Here is a 23,386-nt window from a genome sequence, read left to right as displayed (position 1 = left end):
CATGCGGGCCGACACGAGACACGGTGCGGTCGCCCACCGCGAGGTGGCGATTGCTGACCACATTCCGTATTCAACGCACGTCACGGACCATGTGATCAGGACGCGGGAAGGTGACTACCTGCAGATCTGGAAGCTCGCCGGCATCGCATTCGAGGCCGCCGATCCGGTGGACATCCTCGTTCGTCACGATGGGTTCAACCAGCTCGTGCGTGCACTGCCTGGTGGTCACGGTGCACTCTGGTCACACCGTCTGCGCCGGCGTGTTTCGGACCACTTTGCCACGCCTTATGGCAACCGCTTCTGCCAGGAGTTGGCGACACGTTACTACGCGAGCTTCGCGGGTTACCGGATGATGGCCAACGAGCTGTATCTGACGCTCGTCTATCGCCCCAACCGCACGAAGCTCGGACGCGTCTTCAGCCGTGCGGCACGCCGCACGCGCGACGACATCCGGCGCGACCAGCAGGAGGCGCTGAAAGTAATGGACGAACTCGGCGCCCAGGTCGAGTCGGGGCTGAAGCCCTACGACCCGGTGGCGCTTGGGGTCTATCACAGGCCGAGTCCCTTCACGAAGCGGCCGCGCCGGTATTCGTCGGCGCTGGAACTGCTCGGCTATCTCGTCAACGCAGTCTGGGAGCCTGAGCCGGTTCCTTCTGGCGTGATTCGGGAGGCATTGCCGACTTCCCGTCTGTTCGTGGGTGTAGAAAATGTCGAGATCCGCATGCCAGCCATGACGCGCTACGCCGCGCTGTTGGACCTGAAGGACTATCCTGAAGAGACCGAGCCGGGGATGCTCAATGGCCTACTGTATGGCGATTTCGAGTACATCGAGACACAAAGCTTCACGATCCTCGACAAACCTGGCGCGAAGGAAGCGTTAGAGCGTCAGCGCAACCAGCTGATCGCTGGCGAGGATGTGGCCGTCTCCCAGGTCGAGGCGATGGATCGTGCGCTCAACGACCTGATCAACGGCGATTTCGTGCTGGGTGAGTATCACTATTCGCTCGCGGTGCTGGCCGATACGCCCGCGGCGGTCTCGAAGCACGTGGCGAAGGCCCGCACGCAACTCGCCGATGGCGGTTTCCAGACCACCCTTATCGATCTCGTGGCGGACGCTGCATGGTTCGCACAGTTGCCGGGCAACTGGCGTTACCGGCCGCGCGAAGCGAAGCTGACGTCCCGCAATTTCTGTGGTCTTGCCAGTCTTCACAATTTCGCAACCGGCAAACGCGACGGCAATCCGTGGGGCGAGGCGATCACGATCGTCAAGACGCCGAGCGGCCAGCCGCTTTACCTGAATTTCCACGTTACGCCCGAGAAGCAGGATTCAGCCGACGAGAAGGCGCTTGCCAATACCCAGATCATCGGTCAGGCCGGTGCGGGCAAGACGGTCCTCGAACTGTTTCTGCTGGCGATGGCGACGAAGTTCGGGCTGACCGCGGTGCTGTATGACAAGGATCGCGGCACCGAGATCGCGATCCGTGCCATGGGCGGCATCTATACGGTGTTCCGCCGTGGCGAACCGACGGGGCTCAATCCGTTCCAGATGACGCCGGACGAATCGGTGCTGGACTTCTGGGAGCGGCTGGTGCGCAAGCTCGTCGATACGGGTGTGCCGTTGTCTGCCAAAGACGAATTGGACATCTCGCGTGCGGTGCGTGAAGTCTCCCGCATGGAAAAGCCGTTGCGCCGCCTGTCGATGGTGCGACAACTGTTGCCGAATGTGGGCGAGAACAGTCTGCACGCACGTCTCGCGAAATGGTGTGCAGGCGGGCGACTGGGCTGGGTCCTCGACAACCCGAGAGACACCGTGGACCTCGCACGCTCGAAGCTCTTCGGCTTCGACGATACCGAACTGCTCGATGACACGGAGGTTTCGACGCCCGTCACGATGTACCTGCTTCACCTGACGGAAAGCCTGATCGATGGCCGGCGCTTCATCTATGTGATGACCGAATTCTGGAAGCGGCTGGGGGACCCCGTCTTCACGGACTTCGCGAAGAACAAACAGAAGACGATTCGCAAGCAGAACGGGCTCGGCATTTTCGATACCCAGTCACCGGCGGATATGCTGCGCAGCGATATCGCACGGGCACTGATCGAACAGAGTGCGACGTTCTTCTTCCTGCCGAATCCGCGGGCCGACTACGACGACTACGTGCATGGCTTCAAGCTGACGGAAGCCGAATTCAACATCGTGCGTAGTCTCGGCGAGAACAGCCGCATGTTTCTGATCAAGCAAGGGCATCGGTCGGCGATCGGGAAACTCGATCTCGCTGGGCTCGGCGATGTGCTCGATGTCCTCTCGGGTACGACCGACAACATCCAACTCCTCGACACGATCCGTGCTCAGGCGGGGGACGACCCCGAGGTATGGCTGCCGGTCTTCCATGCGCAACTGGCGAAGCGTCGGGCGACCCAGACAACCCGGCAAACCCAAGCACCCCGTGCAGGAGGTGCGCAATGAGCGGCCTCTTTACCGCGGTTGGCGGCACGCTCGAGAACGGCATGTCGACCTACGTGACGAACGTCTCGTCGGCGCTGTCGGCCGCGCTCGTTCCCGTCGTAACGACGGCTGTGACGATCTGGGTCATCGCCTATGGTCTGGCGATCGTGCGGGGAGAGGCACACGAAGCCGTACCGGCGTTTGCGTGGCGAGGACTGAAAGTGGCAGCCATCCTGGCTTTCGCGCTCGGCAGCGGTATCTACCAGCAGCAGGTCGTGGCCTCTGTCAGCGGTGCCACGTCCGGCCTGGCACAGACGATCCAGAACGCGTCCAGCACCACGGGCGGTGGCAACCCCGGATGTGGATCCGTCAGTGGCAGCAGCGTGACATCGGCCAGCGCCACCAGCATCTACCAGACGCTCGACTGCTATGACCAGCAGATCGATCTCGTTCTGGATGCCTATTCCGAAAAGGCGACCCACGAGGGGCTTAGCCCGAGCGGCCTGGCTGCCGCCATTGGCGACATGGTGTGCGGGTTCGTGGCGGCGGTCGGCGGTTCGATTTTCCTGATCGTGCTCGCGTTCGAAGTCGTGATGGGGCGCATGCTGCTCGACCTGGTCCTCGGGATCGGTCCGATTTTCATCGCCTGTGCTGCCTTTGCGCCGACCGTCCGTTTCTTCGAAGCGTGGACGGCGAAAGTCGCGAACTACGCATTGCTACAGGTACTGGTGGCCGCTTTCCTGGGGATGGCACTGACGGCCTTCTCGACTGAGCTCGCGCCTTTCCAGGTAACGACTTCTCCGCCCGGCGCGAATGCGTCTGCTCTCGTGGCGGCCAGTCAGGCTGCGCTCGAAGCTGCGTCGGCGTGGGGTGCGGCACTCGGCATGTTTGCGACGGCGATTTTTCTGGCGATGGTTGGCTGGCAATTGCCATCAGTGGCGTCCGGCCTGTCAGGGGGGGCGACCGTGTCCGGCTTCGGCGCGTTCGTGGCCGGTGTCGCCTCACGGCGCTTCGCAACCGTGATCGGTCAGATGCTCACCCGCAGCGGGAATGGTCCGCGTCCTGGCGGCACGATCCGTGACCGGACTGGCCCCGGCGGCGGCTCGGGGAATTCATCGGGCGGCGCGGTGCCAGCTTACCAGCGTGCCGCGCACGCCAACCTGGGACAGGGCAGTTGAAGGAGGTCGACATCATGAAAGCACGATCGAAGGTAGCTACGTCTGCGCTCGTCTTGGCAGCCGTTTCTCCGGTGGGCTACGCCCAGGGCATTCCGGTATTCGACGCGCAGAACGTGGCCCAAGCCATTGCGACGGTCGCGCAGCTTGAGCAGGAGGTGCAGCAGGAGATCCAGATTTACCAGTCGACGGTTGGCACACGGGGCTTCGGTGCGTTGCTGAACAATCCGGTGGTGGGAAATTCGCTGCCGTCGAACTGGCAGGGCGTCTATGCGGCGGTACAGAACGGCGGCTACGCGGGTCTGACTGGAAGCGCGCAGGCGCTGCGTTCAGCCAGTAAGATCTATAACTGTGAAGACCAGGCCGGCATCGACCAGCAGGTGTGCCAGCGCGCGCTCAACAAGCCGTTCCAGGACAAGGCGTTCGGCCAGCAGGCCTACCAGTCCGAACTGCAGGAACTGAACCAGGTCCAGAGCCTGATGCAGCAGATCGATGTCACGCAGGATCCGAAAGGTATTGCGGAACTGCAGGCGCGCATCCAGACCGAAACCACGGCGGTCGGCGACGAGATGACCAAGCTGCAGCTCTTCCGGATGCTGGCCGATACGGAAGACCGGCTCATCGAGGAGCAGCAGAGCGAACTGGTATTGAGCCGCGCGGGCAATACCGTCAGGCTGCAGGACCAGATGGTGCCAGCGTCGTTCGGTAACTGAGGGGACGATCATGAAAAGATTTCTGGTTGCATTGCTTCTCATGAATTTCGTCATCCTTACCAGTGGATGCGCGTCGGGTCCACCTAAACCTGTCCTGCCGGATGGCTTGCATCGCGTGCCGATCAACCGCGAGCGTCCCGTGCCGCCGCTGCCGTCCGCCGCGTCGGCAGTCGGAGCCGCATCATGAGCACCGGTGACGACTATGGACGCGTGCTCGACATTGAGGCGTCACTGACACACCTGCAGGAGCAATCTGAGCGACGGGCCTGGCACGTGGCGTACGGGGCGGTTGGTGTGGCCGTGCTCAGTGTGATGGCGCTCGCCGTCATGGTGCCGTTCTACCGGGTGGTGCCTTTGCCGATTGAGGTCGATCGCCTGACGGGCGAATCGCAGGTGATCGATGTGCTCGACGCGCGTCACGTGCATACGAGGGAAATCCAGGACAAGCACTGGGTTGAAGCATACGTGCGCGAGCGTGAACGCTATGACTGGGGGCTGCTGCAGATGGACTACGACAGCGTGCTCGCCATGAGCGATGACGTGGTCGCGCGCGACTACCGGGGCACTTACAGCGGCCCCGATGCGCTGGACCGGCAGCTCGGCCCGAACACGGAGCGGCGCGTGCGGATTCTTTCGACGACGCTGCCTCCCGATGAACCCGGGCACGCGGTTGTGCATATCGAGCGCACGACATTCAAAAACGGTCAGGCGAACGCCGAGCCGACGCAGCGCTTCGTCGTCACGCTGGCTTACGCCTATCGGCCGCCGGTTTTCACACGCGAAAGCGTGGCCGTTGCGAATCCGTTCGGCTTCAAGGTGACGGCTTACAGCCGCGATCCTGAATATACGCCGCCGGCATCATCGTCGAGCGCGGGAGGTGCGCCATGAAAACGCTCCGTGTTTCGGTGCTCTGCCTTGTGGGTCTGCTGGTGCTGAGTCCGGTCGCACGGTCCTGGACCGTGCCGGGCTGGTCCGATGACTCACGGGTGCGGCAGATCGTATATGCGCCCGACGCCGTCGTGCGCATCAATGCACAGCGAGGCTTCGCCACCCATATCGCCCTCGACCCGCATGAGCAGATCCAGGTAGTCGCACCCGGCGATCGCGATGGCTGGCAGGTGGTGGCGAACAGGGGTGACCACGACGTTTTCCTGAAACCGCAGCTCGCCGCGCACAACTCGAATCTCGAGATCCGTACGGACAAACGCAGCTACAGCTTCGACCTGGTGGTGCTGCCCCTGAAGGCGAAATTCGGCAACGGCGACGAGATATATCGGGTGACGTTCGTCTATCCGGACGAGCTCAAGGCTCAGACCCATGCCGAAACCGATGCGGCGCTGGTGGCGCAGCGTCTTGCCCAGCCGTCGGTGGTGCGCAACACCCGGTACTCGATGCAGGTCATGCCGCATTCGGACGATATTGCGCCGATCGCGGCGTGGGATGACGGGCGGTTCACCTGGATCCGCATTCCTGCCAACCGGCGCATCCCGGCGATCTTCCGGGTGGCGGATGACGGTACCGAAAGCGTGGTCGACAAGCACATGGAGGACGGCACGATCGTCGTTCACGAGGTGGCGAAGCGCTTCGTATTGCGGCTCGGCGATGAGGTTGTTGGCATCTGGAATGACGCATACGACATGGACGGTGTGCCGCCCAGTGACGGCACGACGGTCTATGGTGTGAGGCGTGTTTTGCGGAGTCTGGATCATGAGTGACGACATCCGCAACACGATCGAACCGGATGATCCGTCCGACCGTCGTCCGGATGGCGCTAGCCCGAATGGCATCAACTGGTCCGCGGAGCCGCTTGATCGGGGCATGCCTGCACTCGGGCAGTACGGGGGCACGCGCCCGCGCGCCTGGTGGCTGACACCGCTGGTGGTTGTTCTCGTGGCCGGCGCTGGTGCGGTCTGGACGGTTCACACGTTCCTCGCACGTCACGACGCGGAGGCGAAAGCGCACCGCGATGCGGTGCAGGATACCGCGACGCAGGGACGCGTTTTCAGGGACGCGCCGGTGGCCGCGAGCGCGGCGTCCAGACCGGTCGCAACAATTGCGCCTGCCGCGGTCTCGGGCCCGGTTGTCGCCCGTCCGCCTGTCGCGGTCCAGCATCCGGCGTTGGTCCGGAGTTACTACGATGCGCCGTTACTTGCGGTCGGTAATACGCCCGGCGCCAGTGGCCGGAGGGAAGGCCTGGCGGACGGGCTTGCTGCCGGGGGCGTTCCAGGCAACGTCGTGGACGCAGCTTCTTCGGTCGCGGCATCGGTATCCGGCCGGCCGTTGACGACGCCGGGCCAAGGCGGGATCGGGGCACTTGACCAGGCGTTGACCCCGACCGCCACGCCGCGGGTGCATGCCGGCACGATCGGTGACCGCAGCCTGGTGCTCGCGCAGGGAGCCAAGATCGATTGCGCAGGCGACACGGCGTTCGATTCGACGGAAGCGGGGCTGTCGACCTGCACGGTGACGAAGAACGTCTATTCCGATGACGGGCGGGTCGTGCTGATCGAGCGTGGATCGCAGATCGACAGCCAGTATCGTTCGAACCTGTCGCCCGGCCAGAAGCGGACGTTCATCCTCGCGGCCCGTATCGAGACGCCCCACGGCGTGACCGTCGAGATCGATTCTCCGGCAGCGGACGCGCTCGGCCGCATGGGGATCGATGGCTATGTCGACAACCACTGGGGGCAGCGCATCGGCGCCGCGATGCTGCTCGGCATCACCCAGGACGCGATCGGGTATCTCGCCACGCGAGGCGGTAACAGCAACGGGTCCGTCGTCTACGAGAACACGCAGCAGCAGGGTAACGACATGGCGACGCGGGTGCTCGACAGCACGATCAATATTCCGCCGACGCTGACACAGAACCAGGGCGCGGAATTCACGATCGTCGTCGCGCGCGATCTCGATTTCGGAACGGTCTATGCATTGCAGCCGGAGCGCGCGCCATGATTGTCCGCCCCGACATGCAGGAGCGATCTGTCGACACCGTGCTTGCGCGGCTTCCCGACGATGCGTCGGTTCGCGAGCTGATGCGGCCGTTCGCGCCGCTGCTCGACGATGCGGATGTGACTGAACTCGTCATCAACCGGCCGCAGCGCGTGCTCACCGAAACACATCTTGGCTGGCATGGTCACGACTACGACGACCTCGATTATGAGCGCCTGATGTCATTCGCGGTGGCGGTTGCGACGCTGACCAACCAGGAGGTATCAGCACAGCATCCGGTGCTCTCCGCGTTACTGCCCGGAGACGCGCGCATCCAGATCGTGGTGCCGCCCGTCGTGCCGCCGCGCACAGTTTCCGTGACGATCCGCCGGCCTTCTGCCCGCGAAAAGAGCCTCGACGCGTACCGTGACGAAGGGCTGTTCGACGACACTCTGTGGCACCGTCCGGATGGACTTGACGCCGCGTTGCCGACGCTGCGCCCGACAGATCGGAGGCTCGTGCGGTGCCTCGAAGAGCGGTACTGGTGCGCCTTCTTCGAGCAGGCCGTGACCGGCCGCCTGAACATCGTGATCGTCGGCAATACGGGGTCGGGCAAGACCAGTTTTATGAAGACGCTTTGCCGGTCGATTCCGTCGACCGAGCGGATTGTGACGATCGAGGATGTCCGCGAACTCTTCATCCGGCATATCGAAAACTGTGTGCACCTGCTGTACAGCAAGGGCGGTCACGGACAGGCGCGTGTGACGCCGGCCGATCTGATCGCGAGCACGATGCGCATGCGGCCCGACCGCGTGCTGCTCGCCGAACTGCGCGGCGCCGAAGCCTATGACTTTCTGAAGCTGCTGACGACCGGCCACGTCGGCTCGATCACAAGCTATCACGCATCAAGCGCGACCGTTGCAATCGAGCGCTTTGCGCTGATGGCGAAAGAGCATCCTGAAGCTGCTGCCTACGACGATGCCGCACTGAAACGCCTGCTCGCCCTGACGATCGACGTGGTCGCCCACATGGAGGCATATCCGCTTTACGACGCGGCGGGCGAACAGATCGGCAAGCGCTGGGGCATGACAGAAATCTGGTTCGATCCGGTGCGCCGCGCGCGCACGACGTTTTCGTGAGGCCTGCATGGACACAAACCGCCGATCATCGATTCCTTCCACCACCGCTGATCCGGCAGCACATCATGTGCGTGCCGCCTTGGTCACGCTCGCCATTCTGGTGATTGTCACGGGGGCGGTGCTGGCCTCGTCGTGGGTTGCATCATTTTTCCTGTACGCGAGCCTGCGGCTGAACCCGTTCCGTGCGGGCCTATGGGGCTGGCCCGATGCGCTGCTGCTGGCCTGGCATGACGGCTTGATGCCGCACGGCGGCCGGCACCTCGCTGGCGCGGCTCTGCTGGGTGTTCTCGTCGCGGTAGGTTGTCCTGCGATGGGACTGTATTCGCTATGGGAGCGGTCCGGGCGGCGGCGTCTCTACGGCAGTGCCCGGTTCGCCAGCGAAGCGGAAATCCGTGCGGCGGGGTTGCTATGAATGCGCCCGCACTGATTGATGCGCCGGCTATCGTCGTCGGGATATGGCGGGGGCGCTATCTGCGCTTTACCGGGCAGCAGTTCGTGCTGCTCGCCGCGCCCGCGCGCTCGGGCAAGGGGGTCAGCATCGTGATCCCGAACCTGTTGAGTTACCCGGATTCGGTTGTGGTCCTCGACATCAAGCGCGAGAACTACGCGATTACCGCGGGCTTCCGGCTTGCACACGGGCAGGAGGTCTATCTCTTCGACCCGTTTGCGGAAGATGGCCGCACGCACCGGTTCAATCCGCTGTCATCCATTTCGGATGGACTATTCCGCGTAGGCGACATTCTGGCGATCGGCTACGCCCTCTATCCGCCAAATGGCCACGATGACTTCTGGAAGGACCAGGCACGTAACCTGTTTCTCGGCATCGTCCTGCTGCTCAGTGAGTGGCGTGACGCGCGGCGCACGGGCAGGGGCGAATCCATCCCTGACTACCCCGTCACGATGGGCGAGGTGTTGCGGCAGTCGTCGGGCCACGGCATGCCGGTCAAGGCGTACCTGCAGCGCGCACTCGTCCAGCATCGCGCTCTGCTGAGCGGCGCATGCGTCGATGCGCTGAACCGTTTCCTGTCCAACGACGACAAGGTGCTGGCGAGCATTCTTGCGACATTCCACGCACCGCTCACGATCTGGGCAAACCCCATCGTCGACGCGGCGACGAGCGCTAACGATTTTGATCTGCGCGACGTGCGTCGGCGTCGCATGTCGGTCTATATCGGAATCACGCCCGATCACCTGTCGGAAGCGGCACTGCTCGTCAACCTCGTGTTCTCGCAGCTCGTCAACCTGAACACAAAACAGTTGCCGGAGGCAGATCCAACCCTGCGGTTCCAGTGCCTGCTGTTGCTCGACGAGATGACGGCAATCGGCAAGATCCATATCATCGCGCGCGCCGTGGCCTACATGGCGGGCTACAACCTGCGTCTGCTCTCTGTCGTGCAGTCGATTGCGCAACTCGAGTCGGTCTACGGCCGGTCCGATGCACGTACCTTCCTCACGAACCACGCGATGCAGATCCTCTATGCGCCGCGTGAGCAGAAGGACGCGAACGACTACTCGGAGATGCTCGGCACCTTTACTGACCAGTCGCGCAGCGTCAGTCGCCCGAACACGATGTTCGGCGGCCGGGGCGGATCGAGCGAGAGCATGTCCGAGCAACGTCGCCCGCTGCTGCTGCCGCAGGAACTCAAGGAACTGGGGCGTGACAAGGAAATCATCGTGCTGGAGAACACGAAGCCGATTCTCGCCGACCGGATCTGCTACTGGCGCGATCCGGTGTTTGCTTCGCGGGTCTCGATTGCACCATCGGTGCCGGCCATGGATCTGGCCCGCTTCACGGCACAGATCGAACGGCGTTTGCGCGAGGTCGAGTCCGACGAGGTCGAGTCCGACGAGATCGATCCGGAATGCGCGGGTCTCCTTCATCTGTCGGCTGAGTATCTGGAGGTGCTGCAGGCCTGGGACCCGCGCGATCTGCCGCCGCGCCTTGCCGACCTCAGTGAGGACGAGGTCGCGGCATACGTTGAACGGCACTTCATGCTGCTGGGCGTTCCGGCCAGGCATATCGGACAGGCGACACGCCGACTGTCGGTCGCAGACCTCGACGTCGCGGAGCTGGTGCCGCCAAAGTCAGCACGTGAGCGGCGCGGTCAGGGGACTCGTGCCGGAACGAACAAGGCATCGATTAAGGGAGCAAGGCGATGAGTATGCCGCAGACGGACGAAACCGCCCGTGTCCGGGCAGCCCTTGCTTTGATTCCGGCAGAGGACTACGGCACGTGGGTCGACATGGCGTTTGCACTGAAGCACGGCTTGGGTGACGCGGGCTTCGAGATCTGGGACGAATGGAGTCGCACAGCCGGCAACTATGACGAGAGGGCTGCGCGCACGACCTGGTGCTCGGTGAAGGAGTCGGGCGGCAAGACGCTCGCTTCGCTCTTCTGGCTCGCGCGAGAGCATGGGTTTGACCTGAGACGCGGGCACTACCCGGACCGGCTGGCGACCGCGCTCGTGCCGTCTCCCGACGTGCTCGAACGTCGCAATCGGGAAGCGGCGCGCCAGCAGGCGCGACATGCCGCTGCTGCTCGTGAGGCGCAGGAAATCTGGCAATGGGCGCGACCTGTTGGGCCTGCGCATCCTTATCTCGTGCGCAAGGGTCTCGATTCCGTGCCGGCGCTGCGCGAACTGGAAGCGCCCGAACTGCGTGCGTTGCTGGGCTATGCCCCGGCGAGCGAAGGGCGACCGCTTTCTGGGCGCGTGCTGGTCGTGCCGGTCTGGATCGATCGTGCCATCTCGACGCTCGAGCTGATTGACGAAGCGGGCAACAAGTCGTCGCTGGCCGGGGGCGTCAAGAAAGGCGGGTACTGGATGGCTGGAGCTGCGCCCGTCGCCGACGGCCAGGCGACGCCGATCCTGATCGGCGAGGGCATGGCCACGATGCTCTCGGCGCATTGCGCAACGGGATGGGTAGCGCTGGCGGCGCTGTCGAGCGGCAATCTGCCGCCTGTCGCGGAATCCTTGCGAAAGCAGTTCCCGGACGCGGACATCGTCGTGCTGGGTGAGCTGGGGCCGGGTGAGATCAAGTCCAGACAGGCCGCGGACGCATCCCGCGCGCGCATGGTCTTGCCCGTATTCGCTGCCGACGCGCGAATTGACGACAAGGCGCCATCCGATTTCAACGACATGGCGGTGCTGTCCGGGTTTGCCCGTGTGGGCGAGCACCTGGGCGAAGTCGTGGGCCGCGATGTCATGCCGGTCGTTGAGCGTACCGGATTGCCAGCGGGCATGGTAAATGGCCGGTCAAACGGCAGGGAGTCGGATGAACCGATGGAGGACATGATGGGCAACGTGAAGGAAAAAATCGTCAATGCCGTAGACGACACGCCGCGTCGTCGCACGTTGAAGCGCGGCGCACCGAAGCCGACCACTCCGTCGGAAGCACCTGAGCCGGTGATGACATCGGCAGAGGCACAACCGACGGGGGACCGGTCTACGGCCGGCCCCGCGGGGGATACGCCGGCTGCTGAGCCGAGGCGCTTCGCGCCGACGCGTCCGCCAGTTGGCGAACCGTTGTTCGCCGTAGCGGAAGTGCCCAGTGAAGTAAGGGCGCTGGCCGAACATCGGTTCGGTTCGCCACTACGCATGGGGACACCGCGCGAGAACGGCGGCCCCTACCGCGGCGAGGTATTCAATACGGAGCACTACCTGATTCAGGAGGTGGCGACGCGCAGCGTCGTTTTCCATCCGAAGACGCAGATGGAATTCGTCTCGGAGCGGCTGCGGTGGATGGATGAGAACGCACGCTTGAACGGATCGGAACTGCAGGTCGGCTACGAAGGCGATCGGCCCAGGGTCTATCCGTGGGATCGCGCGCGTGACCTGCTCGACCGCACGGTGGGCTCGCTCAAGAAGTCCGCCCGTGAACTGAATTTCAGTCCGAACCTCGACGGGATGCTCGACCAGTTGCAGGCACGTTCATGGGCCCGGATACGCGAAGCACGTACAGCGGCGCTCGAGCAGTCGAAGGAGCGGTCGGTATCGCAGGATCCGCCTGGGCCGGATCGCTAGAGCAAAAGATGTGTTGCCTGGAAGCATGACCGATCAGAAAGGAGTTCCACCATGTCTGAAACCCTGTCGCCTGCCACGCCGCTCGTTAATGTGATCGAGCAGGATATTCTTGGACATTCGCCATCCGTTGAACACACCAAAGGTGATGGCGATACCAGTCGCCTCGACGCGGCGGCCATGGATGCTGTGTCGGCCCGGCGCTGGCGTGAGTTTGACGCGGCACGGGCGCGTCTGCGTGATCAGGCCATCCGGGACGATGCGGGTGTGTCACATCGGTCTGCATCCCGTGCAACCGGCGACGGGCCAACCGGACAGGAAGATCCCGCTGCTGTTCGCGCGCCGCTTGACCAGCCGCCGGAGCGCGTACGCAAACGCTACCTGCGGGCCGGTAACCAGTATTTCCTGAAGGATGCGCCGTATCAGCTCGCGTTCGAGGATATCGGACCGTACCTTGTCACCGAACACAACCGGCCGGACGTGGTGGAGTCGATGGTCGACATGGCGGCGTCGAAACCGTGGCGTCGTATTCGCGTGTCCGGCCACGAGGCGTTCCGCAGCCAAGTATGGCTGCAGGGATCGTTGATGGGCATCGAGGTCAGCGGGTATGAGCCAAAGGCCGCCGATCTGGCGCGTCTGGCCGATGCGCGGCAGGGGCGTCTGAATAACCGGATCGAAGCGGATGCGTCATTGCGTGCGGCCGGTTCGACGATAGATGTAGCAGAGCGCAGTCGTGCAACGTCTGCACCCGCGCCGGCCGCCGTACCGACGGGTGTGGACGATGGCGCCTCACCCGCAGCCCTGCGACGTGATGCTCAGCGGGTTGAGCCTCATGACGCGAAGCGACAGCCGGCAGCAGGCGATGAAGCCGATACACCGAGGCGATATACGGGCGAGCTGCGCGAGCACGGTGGTGCGCCGTATCAGAATAATCCTGCGCGCAGCGAGTCGTACTACGTCGTGTTCCGCGATGCGACAGGCGCGGATCACGTCGTCTGGGGTGTAGATCTCGAACGCGCGATGCGCGAATCGGGCGCGCAGCCCGGGCAGCAGGTCGCACTTGAAAACCTGGGGCGACGGCTCGTCACGGTCAAGGTACCGATCCTGAACGAGCACGGTGTAGTGGTCGGTGAAGACGAGCGTGATGTGCACCGGAACACTTGGCAGGTAGATGTGATGGGACGGGAGCGTACGGCGGCGCAATCTGTGTCAGAAGCCGAACGCGCAGCAGGAGCAGACGCGACACCTGCGGGCACGAATGCGCGCGAAAGCGGCCATGGGCTTCGACGGTCGAGTGTCTTCGATGAAGACAAGGTGCTGCATCTGGCTGTGCTCGCCAGCGCGATGCGGGAGCAGGGTTTCAGTGCGCGCTCGATCGGACGCGTGCAACGGCGTGCAGAAGCGCTGCTGGATGCGTTTGGTCGCGAGGGCATTCCCGTCCCGCGGCCGAAGGTCTTCGATCCGAAAGCGCCGTCGGAACGGGATCGTCGGACACGCACAGCGGTCGGACGTGCGTCTGCGCGAGATATCGAGCTTGAACTGGTGCACACGCCCGTCGAACCCTCGCCGGCGCGCTAGGAGCTGTTATGCGTGTACGCGAGCGCCTGTGTGTCGAACTTGGCAGTATGCGACGGGATTGGGATCGATGGTGTGTGCGCCGGGGCCTGACCGTTGGTGAGGGCGCGCGGCAACTGGTGGCTGCCGCGCTGCGTGCGGACGCTGGCAATGATGATCTGCAAATCGACGCGGATGTTCGCTGGACTGCTGTCGGCGATCCTCGCATCCGGATCGAAGTCAGGCTGACGGCTGCCGAACTCGAGGCTGTTGATTTGCGCGCGGAGGCGTCGGGCCTGACCGCTAACCGCTGGATCGTTGCGCTGATCCGTGCGCAGTTGACGCACGAACCCCAGCTTGGCGCGCGCGAGATGCGGCTGCTGTCGGATTCCAATCTGCAGCTTGCTTCGATCGGGAGATGGCTTGCACAACTTGCCCGCGGCGGCCACATACGAGATGGCGGACAGGACGGGAGCGGCGCCATCGAGGCTATTCGTGGGGCGATCGATGCGCATCTGCGCGTCGTGGCAGATGTGATGCGGGCGAACCTGGATCGATGGAGCCGGTGAGATGCCTTATCCGAAAGTCTACATCGATGCGATGCTTCTGAACTGGGGTGACCGGTTGTTTCAGGAGCCGTTCAGGCACGCGAGGGCGCAGCGCCTCTCGCAGGCGAGCTTGCGAGACGAGGCCGCGAGAATGCGCGAGCAGCTGGCGCGCACGCTTGGGCGCACGCCGGAGGTAATGATCAAGATCACGAACAAGGCATCGGGCGCGCAGGGCATCGGCGCGGTGCGCCGGCACCTTCGATATATCTCCCGAAACGGTCAGGTGGAGCTGGAAGACCAGAACGGGGATAGGATCGCGGGTGCAGAGGCCGTACGTGATCTCGTGCAGACCTGGCAATTCGGTGGATGGGGGATACCGGAAACGAGCGCCCGTCGCGAGGTATTCAACATTCTGCTGTCGATGCCGCCGGGTACGAACCGTCAGGCCGTGAGGGACGCGGCCCGGGATTTTGCGGCCGTTGAATTTGGGGATGGGCGTGCATATGTGTTTGCCGCACACGAGGATGAGGCGCATCCGCACGTTCACCTGAGCGTGCAGGTGCGTGGACCGGATGGCCGGCGTCTGAATCCGCGAAAGCAGGATCTGCGGCGTTGGCGCGAGCGGTTCGCCGAGCAGCTACGCGCGAACGGTGTGGAAGCCAACGCGACGCCCCGACGGGCGCGCGGCGAGACCCGACGATATCCGGCACAGGGCGTCAGGCATATGGTGGAGCGTGGCGAGATGCCGAAGTACTGGCGCGCCGTGGCGAGCGAAAAGCAACGCCAGGCTGGATGGCACGCTCACGGCAAGGCATTTGCAGTGTGGCGGGAGGTGGCGCGGACAATGGCCGCGTCCCCAGCCGGTGCAGACCGCGCGACGGCCGTCGGCATCGTGGAGTTCGTGCGTACCATGCCGGTCCAGCGGGACGCCCTCGTCCCCGACATGAGGCGGCATCCTGCGCCAATGCGCGAGCATCGGACGGCACCAGAGCCTAATGGTCGGCCGGACGCTCCCGATCCGAACATCGAACTCTAGCGCGGCCGAGAGGGTGTCACCGTTCTGATCGGCGAAGTGAGCGACGCGCGGCCCGGTGTCCTCATCCGCTCACCGCGTCGGGCGCTGTTGGCAGGTCTTAGGGGGCGCGTCTAGTGTGGCCGCGCACCCGCCATCGTGCGCTTGCGAAGACAACGTCGAAGTTGCGGGCGATGTGAAGGGTGTGCTGGCGTAAGACGGAGCGCGACCACACGAAGCATGCAGGCACGATTGTTATCGACGGCAGGCGGTTCACAGATCGATAAGCCATACGGGCACGCCCTTGTACGTCGCGAAGAGCAGGAAAATCAGGGCGATCGCGAGGAGCGGCAGGCCGTAGAGTGCCACCGGAAAAAACGTCACGAGCTGGAGAGACGAGCCGACGACGCCGTATAGGGTGTTTGTTGCGTGAACGTTTTCGTAGATCAGCCAGGCCGCTGCAGCGATACCCAGAGCCATCAGGGCAAGTCCTTCTGACGGCGGCGCGTTATGGAGTGCGGCCGTCGCCCACGCATAGTATCCCCACCACAGGAAATTGATCGCGATGGCGGCGAGCCAGAATCCTCGCGCAGTAAAAAAGCTGTGGCCGAAACGAACCCGGCAGTGGCGACCACATAGCCGGATTGCCTTGGCCGTACCGAAAAGAATGCCAGCTACGACCGCAAGTTTCAGCAGAGTCATATGACGTCCTCCCGCGAAACGTGGCTGCTCAGGTTTCGAGAAAAACACACAGCCTCAATATCCCATTCATGCAATATAGACGCCGCTCTAGCGAATGCCATGAGTGGTTAGAAAAGCTGACTCATGGTTAGCGTGCCGCTCGTCTACCACGAGCGCAGTTGTTGTTGTATCAGTGCGATGTCGATACATAGCGTGCCGATGCTCAGCACTTTCGCTGTGTCCTTCTGCAGCGCGCGTTCGTATAGCTCCAGAAACAATGGGCACCAGTTTTCACCGCGATCCGGAAATGGCCAGGCCGTCCGCGTACCGTTACCATTTGCATCGCTCTCACGAAGGGTCGCGGGAAGGATCGGGATGTCGATTCGTGTCACCACGCGATGGCGCCCGGGAGCCAAATCAGGATGATCCTTCCGCAGCAGGAACAGTACTGTAGCGATCAATTCCACGTCTTCATCCAGCCGCGCAGTATTACGGGTCTGGGCGGTAGCAAGACCATACGCCGCGACCATTTCGCTGCTGCGGCGAGAAATCCACTGTTCTGCCTGCGCCAGCTCGTCGTTGAGCAGGCGCAGGCGGTTGCAGTCCCGTTCGCTGAGGTCAATACCGAGGTCGGTCGGCAGTCGCTTGTCCGGCATCGTTCACTTCCTGCGTTTCCGGGCGCTGAGCGCCGGCCCGTAACCATGCAGCAACCGTCCTGAAGTAGCACGTGTCCGAGGTTGCCGCGACAGGGTGCTTCAAGAAACCTTCCAGTTGCACGTAGACACTACGATAATCGTAGTATCTAAGCAGACGCTTTGCAACGATATTCGTAGCTTCGTACATAACGAGCTACCAGTGAATGTCTGTGGCGTCATCTTCGATTTTTGGAACGCGACTGAAGGAGGCTCGCCTGGAGGCCGGGCTATCGCAGAAGCGACTCGGAATCGAGGCTGGCCTGGATCCATTCGTCGCGAGCACCCGCATTAACCGCTATGAACTGGGTGTCCATAAGGTTGACCACACATTCGCAAGTCGTCTCGCCACCGTGCTCAAAGTGCCGGTGGCCTTTCTGTATGCTGAAGACTCTGACCTGGCTCAACTGATTCTGATTTTTGGCAGGTTATCAAAGCGAAAGCGAGCCGACCTTTTGCAGAATGCGCGCAGTCTGGAGGCCGGGTCATAGCGCAGTATTCGACGGCAATCGACATGATATACCGTGTCAACGCTCTGATTGCATTACGTTTTCTGATTCTCGACGTCGCCCTGCCTGACACTAACGTCTTGAGCTTCGACGTAGGCCTGGTTCAGATCATCTTACGATTAGAAGACACCGACACCGCGCAGTGGTTCTCGGACAAGGTCGGTGAAACCGCGACCAACGTCTTTTATCGAGAAGCTCATCGTCTACGGAAGCAGCCAACTATGCTGGTCGTTCGCGACCCACTCAATAACAGCGACTACGGGGCGGTCGGCATGGGGCTGGCTGTGATCGAACGCTATGTCCGAGGACCTGATTGGCGACGGATGAACGTCATGCACAGTTGGAAATCCGGTGCGGGAGCCCAAAACCGGCGATAGCCAATCCTGCCATCCCTTGTTTTCTGTGCATTTTTTGTGGTCCAGAGTAAACGCAGTGCGCAGAGGTTTCTGCCTTCGAGTAAACGGCCGATCGTGCCGTGGAGAACGGTGTGCGCTTTCCTTGCTATGACGATGCGACGTGGGGTTGTGTCTGAGTCAACGCATTGCGTAAATCGATGTGTTAAGGGATGCGCGACCAGTGCGTCATGAACTGCGAACCAGTGGCGAACCCAATGTGTGAAGTGTGCGCGCTGCCGTGCGTTGGGTGCTCACAAAAATGCGAATGGTTTGCTGGGTATCTGTGCTGATCGATGCGCTTCGCGAGGCGCATGAAAATCCAAAACGAGAGAGAGTGTGCTGGGAGCCTATGCAACGCTCGGAACGAGTGAAAGCATGTGGACGGTGCGATTCAAGCGGTGCGCTATGAGGCGAGCATCGAACGCGCAGACGAGAGCGAAACACCATGAGCAGTTCCCGGCTAGGCGTGTACAGTCTGCGTGCCTGCATGTGACACAACCGAAACCACAATCCGGCGTCAAGGTGATGGTCTCCGGAGTGAGCGGCAAGCGCTACCCCGGCGCATCCTAGATGCGTTGGTGAAGCGTGTCGCGTGCGCACCACATACGCAAAAAAGTGCGTTGTTCTCCTACATTCCCTTCGCTGCCGGTGTGTTCCTGCGCGGGCAAGTCGTGCGCAAAAACCGCGTTGACGCGTGCTCAGGACGTGCGCACGATGGTGTCACAGCGATGCGTAGCCGATGTTCAGGAGAGTAACGATGCCTGTTGCGAAGGTCTATACGAAGTCGCAATGGGAGGCGTTTGGTCGCGCACTCGATGCGCTGCCGGAGAAGCCGGATACCGAACGTGGCGTGACGGTGCGCGATGCGATGAAGGACATGCGTGTGCGGGTGCGGACTGCGCAGGCGAAGGGCTATACGCTGGAGCAAATCGCGGAGCAGGCGCAGCAGCAAGGACTCGACATCACGGCTGGGACGATTCGCTATGCACTGCGCTCGACCGGGAAAGGCGGTAGCGCAGGTGGTGTTGTGCGGTCAGCATCAGGTGCACGCGCGCCCGGTGCTGAGAAGATGTTCACGGCGCAATCGCGCGCGCAGGATGCGACGTCTCAGACAAAGCACGGTCGCAAGGATGGGGGAAAGACGGAAGCCAGACCGCAATCCGGACCAATGCAGGGTGCACTCGGATTCGCGATCCGGCCCGACACCGACGATCTGTAGAGGAGTCGCGATGGATACGGCAGTCAATCCCATCTATCTCGTGGGCGGCGGCAAGGGCGGCGTTGGCAAGAGCCTCGTCGCGCTCGCGCTGGTCGATCATCTGCAGCGGCGCGGCGTCCAGCCCGTGCTGGTTGAGAATGACACGGCAAACCCTGACGTGATGAAGGCCGTGCAGGGCGAGATTGATTGCGCCGCGTTCGATCTGGACGAGGCGGACGGGTGGATCAATTTCGTGAACTATTGCGACGAGCATCGCGACGCGGTTGTGGTGGTCAGCACGGCAGCCCGCAACCAGGATGGCGTTGCCCGCTACGGCGCGACGCTGGCCAGCACGCTGGGCGAGCTTGGCAGACGGCTCGTCGTGTTCTGGGTGATCAACCGGCAGCGCGATAGTCTGGAACTGCTGCGTCAGTTCGGTGAAACCTTCCCGGACGCGATGACGCATGTTGTGCGCAATGGCCACTACGGCACACCGGACAGGTTCGTGCTGTATCAGGACTCAAAGATCCGCAAGAGTGTCGAGGCGAAGGGCAAGTCGCTCGACTTTCCCGAACTCGCGGATCGCGTGGCGGACGATCTGCGTAGTCAGCGCTTGTCGGTGCGCAAGGCGGCGGAGTCGCTACCCATCGGGCAGCGCGCGGAACTGCTGCGCTGGCGGGCGCTCTATGACGCGATGTTCGCCGGGGTGACGGGCAATGCCTGAGCGGCGGGCGCGGCGCGGACGTCCTGTCGATCCTCTCGCCCGGCTCTTTTATGACGTCACCGGGGAGAAGCCGGACGACGCGAGCCTGCTGCGTATGCGCCGGGTGTCAGTCGCCCTGAATCTGCGCGACAACGATGCGCTGTGGTCGGTGCTGGCGGTGCTCGAATACTATGCGCGGCTTTACGAAGCGATGCCGGAGCGCATCGAGCGGGTAGGCAACGGTAAACTCGACGCGGTGCGGGAGGAGGCACGTGAGGCGACGGACGCGTTAATGGCGCAGCACCGCGACGCGCTCGCGCGCTGCAAGGCGACCATCGAACTCGCGGAACGCATGGCCGTTGAACACGAGGCGAGGTATCGCGCGAAGCTCGCAGCACTGAATGAACAGGCGTTGGTCACGCAGGTGGGGCGCGCCGCTGACCAGATTGCGCGCATCGCGGGAAACCGGGTAGTGGGCACGGTAGCCGTCGCGTTGCGTGAGCATCGGCAGCAGCTCGACGCAGCGGTAGCTCTGTTTGAGCGGGAGATGAGCGCGGCAGCGGCGCGTGCCGCGAAGGTTGACCAGATAGCCGCGAGACGGATGACGAAGGTGTTCCGCGCGCTGGTGGGCGGGGCGCTGATCGTGATTCTACTCGCGGCGATAGTGGGTGCGCTGGCGGGCCGCTACTCCGGTAGTCATACGGTGCGGGCAGAGAGTTTGCCGTCTGCCCGCACGGGTCATACCTCCTTGATGTCGCCATTTACGAACGCGAGCGCATCATGAAGCACGCGCGAGTCCGGCAGCGGTCGGGAGGGGCCACGGCGGCTGCGTGCCGGCTGTGGCGGGAGACGCGGCCACATCGCAAACCGTGTTGCTGATGCCACCGTGATCGCTCTCGGGCTCGCCGGCACTGCCGTCGTCCTGCGCGTCGTCGGAACCGTTGCCGGTGTCCGGGTCGTGTTCATCCGCCCCGGCGTTCCCATCCTCGTCGTCGTGAGCTTCCCATGACGGCGTGACCGGGATTTCCGTATCGGTGAGGATTTCCGGGAGCCACGTGACCTTGGCCAGCCGCAGTTCGGCGGCGGCAGCGGCGTCGGCCTTCTTCATCTTCCCGAGGTCGGCGGCAACCTTTGGCGAAACGGCTGCGGACACGACTTCCCCGATGCGCGCCTTGCTGACATGATCGAAATACGTGGCGCGGGTCGGCGTCCAGTATCGGGTCATGTCCAGGTTCAGCGCGCCCGCGAGCGCGCTGATCGCCTGGGGCTTTTCTTCGCCGACGATGCCGTCGAGCAGGGTGCCGGTGCAGAAGGCGAGCAGATCGAGCAGCGTCGTGCCGGGATCCTGCTTCGCGAGCCACGGCAGCAGGTCGGTGCGTTTCGCGGGCAATTCGGCGGTCCATCGGGCGCGTTGTGTCTCGACGGCGTTCCATGCAGCACTGGTGGGCAGATCGTCCGCCGCGCGTAGCAGGCTGTCGTGATTGTTGTCGCCAGACAGCGCCAGATAGTCGCGCGCGGACGCGTAGCCGTAGTGCTCGGGCAGCGCCTGCGGAACGAGATGCCGCAACAGGGCGGCGAGCGCGACGGCGGGCTGCGCGACCATTTCGGCGTGGATAGCGACGGTGCGGTGCGCGGTGAGTCGCTGGCAGAGTTTCGCGCTGTGGACTGGCTTGATCTTCGTAACAGGACAGTCTGCCGGGTCCGCCGCTTCCGCCTGCGGCGTGCCGGTGACGGTCGCACCCGCCGCGTCCAGCGCCGCACTGTTCTCGCGCCGCACGAGACCGCGCTCGATGAGCAGTTTTCCCTGCGGATCGATGATCACGAACGCGCCCGCCTCGGCCATTTGCTCTGTATCCCACACCAGGGTGCGGCTTTCGAATGCGGCTATCTCAGCGTTAACCTGTCCGATTTCGGCATCGAGGCGGTCCGCTTCCTCGTAGGCATTTTCATCGTCCTCGGACAGCGCTTCGAGCTTCCCGACCAGGTCGTTCTGCTGTGCGGTGAGCGCATCCATCTCGCGCTGCTCGTCGTCCGTAAAGGGGCGCTGGATCGGGCGCAGCTTGCCGTAGCGGTTAAGCTCCAGCACGTCGCGCTCGACGCGGGTTTCTGTCCAGCCCCAACCCTCGGCGCGCACTTCTTCTGCTGCTACGTCGAGTTTCTGCGCGACGAGACGCTGTAGCAGTTCGGCATCGGCGATGTAGCCCGCATTCCCGTCGTCACTGAAGAGGTCACGGCGTACATATCCGCCTGCCGCCTCGTAGGTGTCAAGGCCAATGAAGCGTACAAGGCGGCTGCGGCTCGCGTCGATTTCGGCCCGCGTAATGGCTTGCCGCAGATAGTTGGGCTGGCGTTGCCACTCGTTTGCATCGAACCAGACGTGTTCCTGCGTTTCGTGGTTGTCCGCGAGGGCGATTGCAGCAAGCTGGTCAAGCGTGATCGCGTCCTCGCGCAAAAGGGCCAACAGCCTTGGGGATATGCTGGCGAGCTTCATGCGCCGTCTGACGGTGAGGGGCGAGGCGGAAAAGAGCGCGGCGATGTAATCGACGCTTCGCCCTTCCTCGGCTAGCATCCGGTATGCGCGCAGCACGTCGAAGGGATCGAGTCCTTCGCGCTCGGTATTTTCGATCAGGGAAACGGCGAGGGCCTCGCCTTCGCTGACGATCCGTACGGGGACCGGGTAGTCGGCATTGATGTCTTTCTGTTCGAACAGGAGGTCGAGGGCAGCCTCGCGGCGCTGACCGGCGCACACGCCGTATTTGCGCTGTCTGCCGCGCGATCCCTTTATCTCGTGGACGACAAGGTTTTGCAGCAGACCCTTCGCCCGGATATTGGCGGCAAGGCCAGGAATGCCCGACAGGGGTTTCGTGCGCGCATTAAGTGGCGAAGGCCGCAGGGTGGAATACCGGACGGTCACGATGGGCTGCTCGTTACCGAAGTGGGATTCGAGCACGGCCACGGGTTCGGCGGTATCTATCGTCAAGGTTTCGGATTGGGCTTGCATGACTGACTCCAGAATGTAGAAAAGAAAGTTCCGGGCCGGGCACTATCGGATTTCATCAGGACTCGACCCGAAGAGGAGTCCTGATGGATGTTGAGTGGAAGCGGATTTCTCGCCCCTGTCGCGGCTATGCCTTCATCTGGCGCATTGCATCCGCGAGCATCCAGAGGGCGCGGTTGAGCTTTACGTTTTGGTCAATGCCGGTGATGGGGCGGGTGGACATCGAGCGACCCGTGCGCGAACGTCCATGCAGGCCGCCCTTGGTGAGGTTCTCCTGGACGCGGTTGAAGACGGTCCAGAGGTCGTCGCGACGATCCTCGAAGCGGCGCGGGGTAAGTAGCTGGCTGTCGGTGACAGGGGCCGGTGCCTCTGAGTCGGTCGGGTCGTAGCGCAGCGCCAGTGCGGAGCGGGCGAACGCGTGCTGTTCGTCGCGGTCGAGCGTGACGGCACGCATGCCTTCCTTCTGCTCGCGGATCAGGTCGAAGCCGTCGAGCACGTCGAATGCGCCGCTGATTACGTTCTGAACGATGTTGCCCTTGTGCGGGACGCGGATATCGGCGACGTTGTCGCCCGCTACCATGCCGTTCTGGCAGACGAAGCGCAGCATGCCCGCGAGCATCTGGTAACTGCTGGTGCCATCGTTACGCGCAAGAGAAAAACAATGGACATCCGCTGT

At 63.1% G+C, this 23,386-nt stretch carries 21 protein-coding genes and 1 pseudogene; 18 read left to right on the top strand and 4 right to left on the bottom strand.

What is annotated here, in order from left to right:
* Position 1: 1 nt before the first annotated feature.
* The 13 genes from BPHYT_RS32185 (at position 2) to BPHYT_RS32125 (ending at position 15,558) form a co-directional block, all read left to right on the top strand.
* The gene (locus tag BPHYT_RS32185) at positions 2–2,467 is read left to right on the top strand and encodes a VirB4 family type IV secretion/conjugal transfer ATPase (RefSeq protein WP_012428314.1); all 2,466 of its coding nucleotides are present in this window, start codon (positions 2–4) and stop codon (positions 2,465–2,467) included.
* Entirely contained in the window at positions 2,464–3,624 is a 1,161-nt protein-coding gene (locus BPHYT_RS32180; protein WP_012428313.1) for a type IV secretion system protein, read from the top strand. Before BPHYT_RS32185 ends, BPHYT_RS32180 begins: the two co-directional genes overlap by 4 nt.
* Before the next feature lie 14 nt (positions 3,625–3,638).
* Positions 3,639–4,334 carry a P-type DNA transfer protein VirB5 gene (virB5, locus tag BPHYT_RS32175; protein WP_012428312.1) on the top strand — a complete coding sequence of 232 codons (696 nt, stop codon included), beginning with the start codon at positions 3,639–3,641 and terminating at the stop codon, positions 4,332–4,334.
* A 183-nt stretch (positions 4,335–4,517) separates the two neighbouring features.
* The gene (locus BPHYT_RS32170) at positions 4,518–5,222 is read left to right on the top strand and encodes a virB8 family protein (RefSeq protein ID WP_012428310.1); all 705 of its coding nucleotides are present in this window, start codon (positions 4,518–4,520) and stop codon (positions 5,220–5,222) included.
* Positions 5,219–6,049, top strand: a complete 831-nt coding sequence (locus BPHYT_RS32165) for a TrbG/VirB9 family P-type conjugative transfer protein (RefSeq protein ID WP_012428309.1) — start codon at positions 5,219–5,221, stop codon at positions 6,047–6,049. Before BPHYT_RS32170 ends, BPHYT_RS32165 begins: the two co-directional genes overlap by 4 nt.
* Positions 6,042–7,286 (top strand): type IV secretion system protein VirB10, encoded by a 1,245-nt coding sequence (gene virB10 / locus BPHYT_RS32160; protein ID WP_012428308.1) that lies wholly within the window; start codon positions 6,042–6,044, stop codon positions 7,284–7,286. Before BPHYT_RS32165 ends, virB10 begins: the two co-directional genes overlap by 8 nt.
* Positions 7,283–8,401, top strand: a complete 1,119-nt coding sequence (gene virB11, locus BPHYT_RS32155) for a P-type DNA transfer ATPase VirB11 (protein WP_012428307.1) — start codon at positions 7,283–7,285, stop codon at positions 8,399–8,401. The genes virB10 and virB11 overlap by 4 nt, the downstream gene beginning before the upstream one ends.
* A 7-nt stretch (positions 8,402–8,408) precedes the next feature.
* Positions 8,409–8,813: a hypothetical protein gene (locus tag BPHYT_RS32150; protein WP_012428306.1), complete on the top strand. Its 405-nt coding sequence runs from the start codon at positions 8,409–8,411 to the stop codon at positions 8,811–8,813.
* Positions 8,810–10,561 carry a type IV secretory system conjugative DNA transfer family protein gene (locus BPHYT_RS32145; protein ID WP_012428305.1) on the top strand — a complete coding sequence of 584 codons (1,752 nt, stop codon included), beginning with the start codon at positions 8,810–8,812 and terminating at the stop codon, positions 10,559–10,561. Before BPHYT_RS32150 ends, BPHYT_RS32145 begins: the two co-directional genes overlap by 4 nt.
* Entirely contained in the window at positions 10,558–12,423 is a 1,866-nt protein-coding gene (locus BPHYT_RS32140; RefSeq protein WP_012428304.1) for a PriCT-2 domain-containing protein, read from the top strand. Before BPHYT_RS32145 ends, BPHYT_RS32140 begins: the two co-directional genes overlap by 4 nt.
* A 51-nt stretch (positions 12,424–12,474) precedes the next feature.
* Positions 12,475–13,998 (top strand): LPD7 domain-containing protein, encoded by a 1,524-nt coding sequence (locus BPHYT_RS32135; protein WP_012428303.1) that lies wholly within the window; start codon positions 12,475–12,477, stop codon positions 13,996–13,998.
* Between the two features lie 8 nt (positions 13,999–14,006).
* Entirely contained in the window at positions 14,007–14,543 is a 537-nt protein-coding gene (locus tag BPHYT_RS37660; RefSeq protein WP_012428302.1) for a hypothetical protein, read from the top strand.
* A 1-nt stretch (position 14,544) separates the two neighbouring features.
* Positions 14,545–15,558, top strand: a complete 1,014-nt coding sequence (locus tag BPHYT_RS32125) for a relaxase/mobilization nuclease domain-containing protein (protein ID WP_012428301.1) — start codon at positions 14,545–14,547, stop codon at positions 15,556–15,558.
* A gap of 249 nt (positions 15,559–15,807) precedes the next feature.
* On the opposite strand, the gene BPHYT_RS32120 is transcribed toward BPHYT_RS32125, so the two are convergent.
* Together BPHYT_RS32120 and BPHYT_RS32115 are read right to left on the bottom strand one after the other, a co-directional pair.
* On the bottom strand, positions 15,808–16,236 hold the full coding sequence (locus BPHYT_RS32120; RefSeq protein WP_012428300.1) for a hypothetical protein: 429 nt from the start codon (positions 16,234–16,236) through the stop codon (positions 15,808–15,810).
* Positions 16,237–16,379: 143 nt separating this feature from the next.
* A complete protein-coding gene (locus BPHYT_RS32115) occupies positions 16,380–16,871 on the bottom strand; it encodes a hypothetical protein (RefSeq protein WP_012428299.1) in 492 nt (163 codons plus the stop codon).
* Between the two features lie 203 nt (positions 16,872–17,074).
* Between BPHYT_RS32115 and BPHYT_RS32110 the strand changes: the two genes are divergently transcribed.
* The 5 genes from BPHYT_RS32110 to BPHYT_RS32090 all read left to right on the top strand — a co-directional run bounded on the left by BPHYT_RS32110 (position 17,075) and on the right by BPHYT_RS32090 (position 20,496).
* On the top strand, positions 17,075–17,398 hold the full coding sequence (locus BPHYT_RS32110; protein WP_012428298.1) for a helix-turn-helix domain-containing protein: 324 nt from the start codon (positions 17,075–17,077) through the stop codon (positions 17,396–17,398).
* A 23-nt stretch (positions 17,399–17,421) separates the two neighbouring features.
* On the top strand, positions 17,422–17,793 hold the full coding sequence (locus BPHYT_RS32105) for a hypothetical protein (RefSeq protein ID WP_012428297.1): 372 nt from the start codon (positions 17,422–17,424) through the stop codon (positions 17,791–17,793).
* Between the two features lie 775 nt (positions 17,794–18,568).
* Positions 18,569–19,030: a hypothetical protein gene (locus BPHYT_RS32100; RefSeq protein WP_012428296.1), complete on the top strand. Its 462-nt coding sequence runs from the start codon at positions 18,569–18,571 to the stop codon at positions 19,028–19,030.
* A gap of 10 nt (positions 19,031–19,040) precedes the next feature.
* The gene (locus tag BPHYT_RS32095) at positions 19,041–19,733 is read left to right on the top strand and encodes a nucleotide-binding protein (RefSeq protein ID WP_012428295.1); all 693 of its coding nucleotides are present in this window, start codon (positions 19,041–19,043) and stop codon (positions 19,731–19,733) included.
* Positions 19,726–20,496, top strand: coding sequence for a hypothetical protein (locus BPHYT_RS32090; protein ID WP_012428294.1), 771 nt, complete (start codon positions 19,726–19,728; stop codon positions 20,494–20,496). Before BPHYT_RS32095 ends, BPHYT_RS32090 begins: the two co-directional genes overlap by 8 nt.
* On the opposite strand, the gene BPHYT_RS32085 is transcribed toward BPHYT_RS32090, so the two are convergent.
* Together BPHYT_RS32085 and BPHYT_RS32080 are read right to left on the bottom strand one after the other, a co-directional pair.
* On the bottom strand, positions 20,491–22,713 hold the full coding sequence (locus tag BPHYT_RS32085) for a ParB/RepB/Spo0J family partition protein (RefSeq protein ID WP_012428293.1): 2,223 nt from the start codon (positions 22,711–22,713) through the stop codon (positions 20,491–20,493). The two genes, BPHYT_RS32090 and BPHYT_RS32085, sit on opposite strands and share 6 nt — an antisense overlap.
* Positions 22,714–22,837: 124 nt before the next feature.
* Positions 22,838–23,362: pseudogene (locus BPHYT_RS32080) on the bottom strand (DUF932 domain-containing protein); the annotation flags it as partial.
* Positions 23,363–23,386 lie beyond the last annotated feature (24 nt).

Origin of the sequence: Paraburkholderia phytofirmans PsJN (assembly GCF_000020125.1) — a bacterium.
In the GTDB taxonomy this organism is placed as follows: domain Bacteria; phylum Pseudomonadota; class Gammaproteobacteria; order Burkholderiales; family Burkholderiaceae; genus Paraburkholderia; species Paraburkholderia phytofirmans.
The sequence above is the reverse complement of the archived record's forward strand: the minus strand, read 5'-3'. Positions and strand labels throughout refer to the sequence as shown.